Origin of the sequence: Thermogemmatispora sp., assembly GCF_019683755.1 — a bacterium.
GTDB lineage: Bacteria > Chloroflexota > Ktedonobacteria > Ktedonobacterales > Ktedonobacteraceae > Thermogemmatispora.
In genome coordinates, this window is sequence record NZ_JADGHT010000252.1 from 1 (window position 1) to 6906 (window position 6906).

The 6906-nt window shown below is 58.3% G+C and carries 6 protein-coding genes; all 6 read left to right on the plus strand.

Features of this window, described 5'->3' with window-relative positions; translation table 11 throughout:
- Positions 1-129 precede the first annotated feature (129 nt).
- Positions 130-1230, plus strand: a complete 1101-nt coding sequence (locus IRZ24_RS14790; RefSeq protein WP_297165569.1) for a right-handed parallel beta-helix repeat-containing protein — start codon at positions 130-132, stop codon at positions 1228-1230.
- Between the two features lie 595 nt (positions 1231-1825).
- Entirely contained in the window at positions 1826-4171 is a 2346-nt protein-coding gene (locus IRZ24_RS14795) for a xanthine dehydrogenase family protein molybdopterin-binding subunit (RefSeq protein WP_297165570.1), read from the plus strand.
- A 354-nt stretch (positions 4172-4525) separates the two neighbouring features.
- Positions 4526-5704 carry a molybdopterin-synthase adenylyltransferase MoeB gene (gene moeB, locus IRZ24_RS14800; protein ID WP_366914307.1) on the plus strand — a complete coding sequence of 393 codons (1179 nt, stop codon included), beginning with the start codon at positions 4526-4528 and terminating at the stop codon, positions 5702-5704.
- 66 nt (positions 5705-5770) lie between these two features.
- Positions 5771-5992 (plus strand): hypothetical protein, encoded by a 222-nt coding sequence (locus IRZ24_RS14805; protein WP_297165571.1) that lies wholly within the window; start codon positions 5771-5773, stop codon positions 5990-5992.
- A gap of 10 nt (positions 5993-6002) precedes the next feature.
- Positions 6003-6281 (plus strand): MoaD/ThiS family protein, encoded by a 279-nt coding sequence (locus IRZ24_RS14810; RefSeq protein WP_112428156.1) that lies wholly within the window; start codon positions 6003-6005, stop codon positions 6279-6281.
- 12 nt (positions 6282-6293) lie between these two features.
- Positions 6294-6906, plus strand: a 613-nt coding sequence (locus IRZ24_RS14815) for a cysteine synthase family protein (protein WP_366914308.1), incomplete at its 3' end; no start/stop codon positions are given.

Here is a 6906-nt window from a genome sequence, read left to right on the forward strand (position 1 = left end):
CGATAGTAGAAGGTACTCGAAGGAGTGCCTTCGGGAGTGTCGTGCAGTCCGTTCGCTGATCAAGGGCGAGAGGGGCTGCACAAATCCAAAGGTGTTAAGTGGAGGAAGGCCTTGAGAAGAAAAGCTTCCTTGATTTTAGCGGCATGTGTGCCGTTGGCGCTTGTGGTGGCCTTGTTGAGCCTGGGCTTGTCGCAGCTTGTTGGGGCGCGTGCCTGGCATACAAGCTGCAAGTCGACGGGATTTAGCTGGCATGGAGTGACTCTGACGGCGGCGCTAGTTAACCCCTCGACCACGGTCACAGGTGTTGTCAATGCGACAGGCTGTGATGTGGGTGTCTTTTTCAGCAGCGGTGTAACTGGTTCCATCGTCAATGCAGATATTTACGGTGCGCTTGATTTTGGCGTGTTGAACGTTGGAGCCAATGTGACGATTAAGCAGTCGCGCATTCATGACATTGGCGATGTCCACCTGAGCAACGTTCACGTTGGTGTAGGCATTTATTTCGCCAATGACAGCCATGCCTGCGGCACCATTGAAGGGAACACCATAACGCGCTATCTGCGCTCGGGCGTCATCATTGCCGGACCATCCGATAGCGCTGTAATCACCAACAACACCTTGATTGGGCTAGGCCCCATTTCCTTTGTAGCCCAGACAGGCATTCAAGTAGTTGGTGGAGCCCATGTCTCTCTGAGTGGCAACCGTATTACAGCCAATATTTATATTGGCAGTCAACCAGGCGTGGCGGCTGGCATCGCTGTCGTCGGTGGCTCCTGCTATGGTCTACCTCTCACCCTTGGTCTCCAGCTAAAGTCAAATGTCCTGCAAAATAACGATATTGGTATCTGGATCTCAGAATTGAACGTTGGAGCACGTCAGGGTCTGTGCGTGGCGGCTCGCACAGCCACGCGCATTGTCCTAGTGAGTAACACCATTAGCAATACCCGTATCCTCAACGTCAGTGGCGCGGCGGGTCAGTCCTATCAGGCAGGGATTACCATTCAGGGCAGTGGTGTCAGCATTATCAGCAACACCATCTGCGGCGCTGGCTATCTGGTGACGACCCACGCCGCTGTCTCCGGCTACATTTACCCGATCGATCTGGTGCTTGCCACCGATCTAAAGCTAAGCGGCAATACTGCCTGTGGGGGCTCGGCGCTTGACCTCTCGCTGGGCCTGGGTGCTTCCACGGACATCCAAAGCCATTTGCTGGTGACGCTGGTGCTCTAAACCCGCAGAGAGACAAAAGGAGCCTGAGACTCCTGGGCGCTTAGCCTGTGGCTCAGTCTCCAGGCTAGCGTCAGGGGTCTTGTCCCTTTTGCCTCTCTGCCAACCGCAATGGCTGGCTGACCAAGATCGTATTCCGGCAAGTTGAATGTCGACTACACCATCCCGTAGGAGGGATGAAAAAAGCAATGAGGGCTGCGGGAGAAGAAAAAAAAGATCTGGCCCATCATACTCAGCGGTCCGGTGCGGCTAACTCTTAAGATCCTCCTGGTCCTGGTTCTCTTGGTGGCCTTGTCGTCTCAATTACCTCCATCTCTGGCAGGCGGTGCAAGCCATTCCAGGAGCATGTTCCCCTCATGCTCTTCTGCGTGGCGAGTGCGCCGCCTGTCTTCTCTCTGGCCTGGCTGACAGCACTTGCCCCTCTGCTCCCTTGCCCGCCTTGCAGCTCCCATGACAGGCAAGCAGAGTTTGTGCTACACTGTCTGCGGACTATCTTTTGCAAAGAGCTGCTGGCCCGAGAGGAAGGGAAAGGCCCTAGACCTAAGCGCTTTCCCTTCCTTAACCTGTCTTTGCAGTAGAGTGAGCGAGTGAGTAACCGATGACACAGACAGCTGACAGATCGGCTGATTACAAAGCCATTGGCAAGTCCTTGCAGCGTCCTGATGCGCCTGCCAAAGTCACCGGGCAAGCGCGCTACGCTGGCGACATCCCGGTGCCTGGAAAACTGCTTTATGCGCGACCTGTACTAAGTCCCTATGCTCACGCGCGCATTGTCAACATTGACATTAGCCAGGCGCTAGCCGTACCAGGGGTGCGCGCGGTCTATACAGGCGAAACCCTGCCACTTGAGGGCTATAACCCTGGCGAGCGTACCAAATCCCCTCTAGCGCGCCAAGAAGTACTCTGGGCTGGTCATCCAGTGGCGCTGGTCCTGGCTGAGAGCGAGACTGCGGCCGCTGATGGAGCAGCGGAGGTTGAAGTTGACTACGAGCCTTTGCCCGTAGTCATTGATCCGCTGGCTGCGATGGAGCCGGGTGCTCCCCTGGCACGGCTGCTGACAAAGCAGCAGGCTGGTGAGATTGCTGGGGGGGAAGCCCATGCTGCTGTCTCCGGCGGAGAGGAAGAAGAGCAAGAGAGCCGTCCTCTATCTGAGAATGTTTGCGACAAGAGCCATCTGCGTCAAGGTGACATCCAGGCCGGCTGGCGTGAAGCCGAAGTAATTGTTGAGCGGCGCTATCAGACCAGCGTAGTGCATCAATCGTATCTAGAGCCGCAAACGATTACGGTTATGCCCTCTCCCGGTGGGACACATTACACCGTCTGGGCTAGCGCCCAGGGCCTCTTTACCACGCGCACGGAAATCGCCGAGGCCCTCAAGCTGGCCGAAGGCCAGATCCATGTGGAGTCAGTGCCCATCGGGGGCGCTTTTGGCGGCAAGTTTACCCTCCTGGAGCCGCTGATCGTCGCTGCTGCCCGTGCCGCTCGGCGTCCAGTACGTCTCGCCCTCACGCGCAGCGAAGATCTCCTTGCGGCTAATCCGGCGCCGCAGGCCATCATTACGGTTAGACTTGGGGCCAAACGCGATGGCACACTAGTCGCTCTACAGGGAGAAGTGATCTTCGATAGCGGCGCGTATCCTGGCGCTGCTGCTAGTCTTGCTGGCTTTATTCTTGCCAGTACCTATCGTTGCCCTAATATAGACATTCGCTGCTATGAGGTACTCACTAACAAAGTAGGAGTAGGTGCTTATCGTGCTCCTGGAGCGCCACAAGCCACCTTTGCTCTGGAGTCGACGGTGGACGAGCTGTGCAGCGAGCTGGGCATGGACCCCCTGGAGTTTCGTCTCAAGAACTGCTTGCGCGAAGGTGATCCCTCGTTGGATCGTCGGCGGCCTCGCTGGCCACGGATTGGGTTGCTGGAGTGCCTAGAGAAAGTACGTGAGCATCCTTTGTGGGCTCAGCGTCGAGAGCTGACAACTCCACCCCCCGAGCTGAGCGGCTGGAAGATTGGCATCGGTCTGGCCGTCGGTGGCTGGCCCGGGGGGACTGAACCAGCGGCGGCAGCTTGTCGACTCGACCGTGATGGGCGCCTGACGGTGATCGTTGGCACCGTCGACCTGACCGGTACCGACTCAGCGCTTACGCTGATTGCCGCCGAAGGATTAGGAATCTCGCCCGAGCTGGTGCAGATTGAGCACGGGAATTCCGACAGCGTGCCACACAGCGGTAGCACTGGCGGCAGCAAGATCACCTATACAATGGGGCCTGCTGTCCTGGCTGCCGTACGCGACGCCCGTCAGCAGATTCTAGAAGTGGCTGCCGAACTGCTGGAGGCTGCTGTAGAGGATCTGGAGATCGAACGTGACCGCGTGGTTGTGCGCGGCGTGCCAGACCGCTCGGTCTCCTTGCAAAGGATTGGTCAGGTGACGACGGCTTTTGGCAGCCGCTATCAGCCGATCTATGGCCGCGGGCGCTCGGCTCTCAGCTCCTCCCCGATGTATGCGGCCCATGTAGCGCGTGTGGCCGTTGATCCCGAAACGGGCGAGGTACGAGTCCTTGACTATCTGGCGGCTCAAGATGTTGGTTTTGCCATCAATCCCGCTGAGATCGAGGGGCAGATTCATGGAGGGGTGACTCAGGGTATCGGCTGGGCGCTCTTTGAAGGCTTCGTCTATGACGAGCAGGGGCAACTGCTGACAGCTACGCTTATGGATTACGCCCTACCCCATAGCACTGATGTCCCGACCATTACCCCTTTGCTTGTCGAAGTACCCTCCGAGCACGGCCCGTTTGGTGCCAAAGGCGTCGGTGAGCCGCCGGTCGTGCCCGTAGCTGCGGCTATTGCCAATGCCATCAAAGCGGCCCTGGGGGTTCGCTTGACACGTCTGCCCATGACGCCCGAGCGCGTCTTATCGGCTCTCCAGCAGTGGCAGCGCGCTAGATAAGGGCGGGGGAGCGGTAAAAACCGAGCCGCGGTGCTGCCCGGCCTGCCTCGTCTGGTCCCCCTGGTCTTGGCTGAAGAGGCCAGGAGGTCCCTAGAGCCAGGCGTCAGCCAGCTTCTCCCAGAGGTTGTTCTCGTAATCTGGGAGAAGCTGACGGCCTGGTCGCCGTCTGCCAGTGTCAAGAGGAATAAAAGGTCCTGGTTGAGCTGTTCTTAACAATAAGAAAGTCGTGAAAAGGCTGACCCCTCCTCACAGATTAGCTCTTCCTTGACAGATCAAAAGAGCGCGTGATAGTCTGTCTTTAGCACGGCGCAACAAACTCGATGAACATAGTCAACAATCGAAAGGTGTAGAGCGATGGGCGAAGCGTCCAGGGAAATCATGCGGCGAGCGCGCGAGCTGGTGCCGGAATGGACGCCCGACCAGGTGCATGAGGCTCTCAAGCGCAAAGCTGAGGGTTCGCAAGATCTGGTATTAGTTGACGTGCGTGAGAAGCACGAATGGAGCGAGGGCTACATTCCTGGAGCGCTGCACGTGCCGCGTGGCTATCTAGAGCTGCAAATTGAAGAAGCGGTACCTGACAAGACAAAGCCGGTGGTGCTCTACTGTGCTGGTGGAGTGCGCTCACTCATGGCGGGGGCGACTCTCAAGCAGATGGGCTACCAAAACGTCATCTCGATGGCTGGTGGCTTTGGTCAATGGCGCGCCCGTGGCTATGAGGTAGTACAACCGCGCACGTTAGGGGAGGCGCAGCGCAGGCGCTACAGCCGTCATTTGCTCATTCCCGAGGTCGGTGAGGCGGGGCAGTTAAAGCTGCTCGACTCGCGTGTCCTCCTACTGGGCGCTGGTGGTCTCGGCTCGCCGGCGGCCTATTATCTGGCGGCGGCGGGTGTTGGCACGATTGGCGTCATTGACTCGGACGTCGTTGATGAAAGCAACCTCCAGCGGCAGATTCTGCACAACGTCAGCCGCATTGGGAAGTACAAGGCCGAGTCGGCACGCGAGACCATCGAGGCGCTTAACCCCGATGTGAAGGTCATCACATATGTCGATCGTCTCGATGAGACGAATGTCGCGCGCATTATCGCCGACTACGACGTCATCATCGATGGCACTGACAATTTCCCGACGCGTTACCTGCTTAATGATGCGTCGATCATCGCCAATAAGCCGGTAGTGCATGGAAGTGTTTTCCGCTTTGAAGGTCAGGTCACAGTCTTCAAGCCCCACGAGGGGCCGTGTTATCGCTGCCTCTACCCGGAGCCCCCGCCGGCGGCTCTGGCTCCAAGTTGCGCTGAAGCCGGCGTACTTGGCGTCCTGCCTGGTGTGATTGGCCTGCTGCAGGCAGTCGAGACCATCAAGCTGCTCTTAGGGATCGGGGAGCCGCTGATTGGTCGCCTGTTGACCTATGATGCCCTTGCTGGTGAGTTTAACGAGCTTAGGCTTTATCGTGATCCACAGTGTCCAGCCTGCGGCGAGAACGCCCACCCTGAGAATCTGCCAACCTACGCTGACGTCTGCGCCATCTCAGCCTGATGTGGTGCTGTCAGTGTGGCAGCTCGGGCCGGCGCCCTGGCTCGATCGATAAAGCAGCCGCTGCCAGTGACGGCAGCGCTGGCAGCGGCGATCAGCGGTGTTATCCTCGCAGGGGGAGCGCGACAGGTCAGCCCGGCGCTGGCAGGTGAGGGGTTCTGGCGAGCCTGCTCGCACGCTGGCAAGGCTATGCTACTCCCTTGCTGGCTCAAGCAGCGCGCCGAGCCGTATGTTGTGGTAGTAGTAGGAGCGTTAGCCGTAACCCTAGTGGCAGTATCTGAAGAGGAGTAGAAAGAAAGCTATGGCGACAGTGCGTCTTGCCCCTGTGCTGCGTGCAGCAGCCGGCGGGGCCAAGCAAGTAAGCGCCCAGGGTAACACACTGGCGGAAGTGCTGGCGGATCTCTATCGGCAGTATCCTGCTCTCAAGGAGCAGATCCAGCCGGAAGAAGAGCTTAGCCGCTTTGTCAATGTCTACGTCAACGATCAAGATGTACGCTACCTCCAGGGCCTGCAGACAGCAGTAGGTCCCAATGACACCGTAATCCTGCTGCCCGCGATGGCTGGCGGAGGCCAGGAGTAACTAGGGAAAGCCATCATGCGCTATAGCAGCATACTGGAGACCATTGGCAATACGCCGCTGGTCGAGCTAAAAAGCTTTAGTCCACGACCGGGGGTGCAGATCTTCGCCAAACTAGAGGGGGTCAATCCCTCTGGAAGCATTAAAGACCGCATCGCCAAGCGCATGATCGAGGAGGCCGAGGCCAGTGGCAAGCTGAAGCCAGGTTCGATCTTGCTAGAGCCGACGAGTGGCAACACCGGCATTGCGCTGGCGATGATTGCGCGAGTCAAAGGGTACAAGTTCGTTGCCGTGATGCCCGATAACGTGACGCGGGAGCGTCGCCAGTTGCTGGAACTCTATGGCGCGGACATCATCTTTTCGGACGGGTCCCAGGGAAGTAACGGCGCCGTGCGTCTGGCGCAGGAGCTGGCTCGCAAGGATGAGCGCTATGTGATGCTCTATCAGTATGGCAACCAGGCCAACCCTGATGCCCACTACTATGGCACTGCCGTCGAGATCATCAACGATCTACCGGACCTTGATGTCTTTGTGGCTGGCCTGGGAACTGGGGGGACCCTCACAGGGAATGCGCGTCGTCTCAAAGAGCATAACCCGGCCATTCGCATCATAGCTGCCGAGCCAATGC

Bases quoted from the DNA above. Each gene is read 5' to 3' on its own strand.
- moeB (WP_366914307.1), top strand. From the start codon at position 4,526: ATGGGCGAAGCGTCCAGGGAAATCATGCGGCGAGCGCGCGAGCTGGTG.
- IRZ24_RS14795 (WP_297165570.1), top strand. From the start codon at position 1,826: ATGACACAGACAGCTGACAGATCGGCTGATTACAAAGCCATTGGCAAG.
- IRZ24_RS14810 (WP_112428156.1), top strand. From the start codon at position 6,003: ATGGCGACAGTGCGTCTTGCCCCTGTGCTGCGTGCAGCAGCCGGCGGG.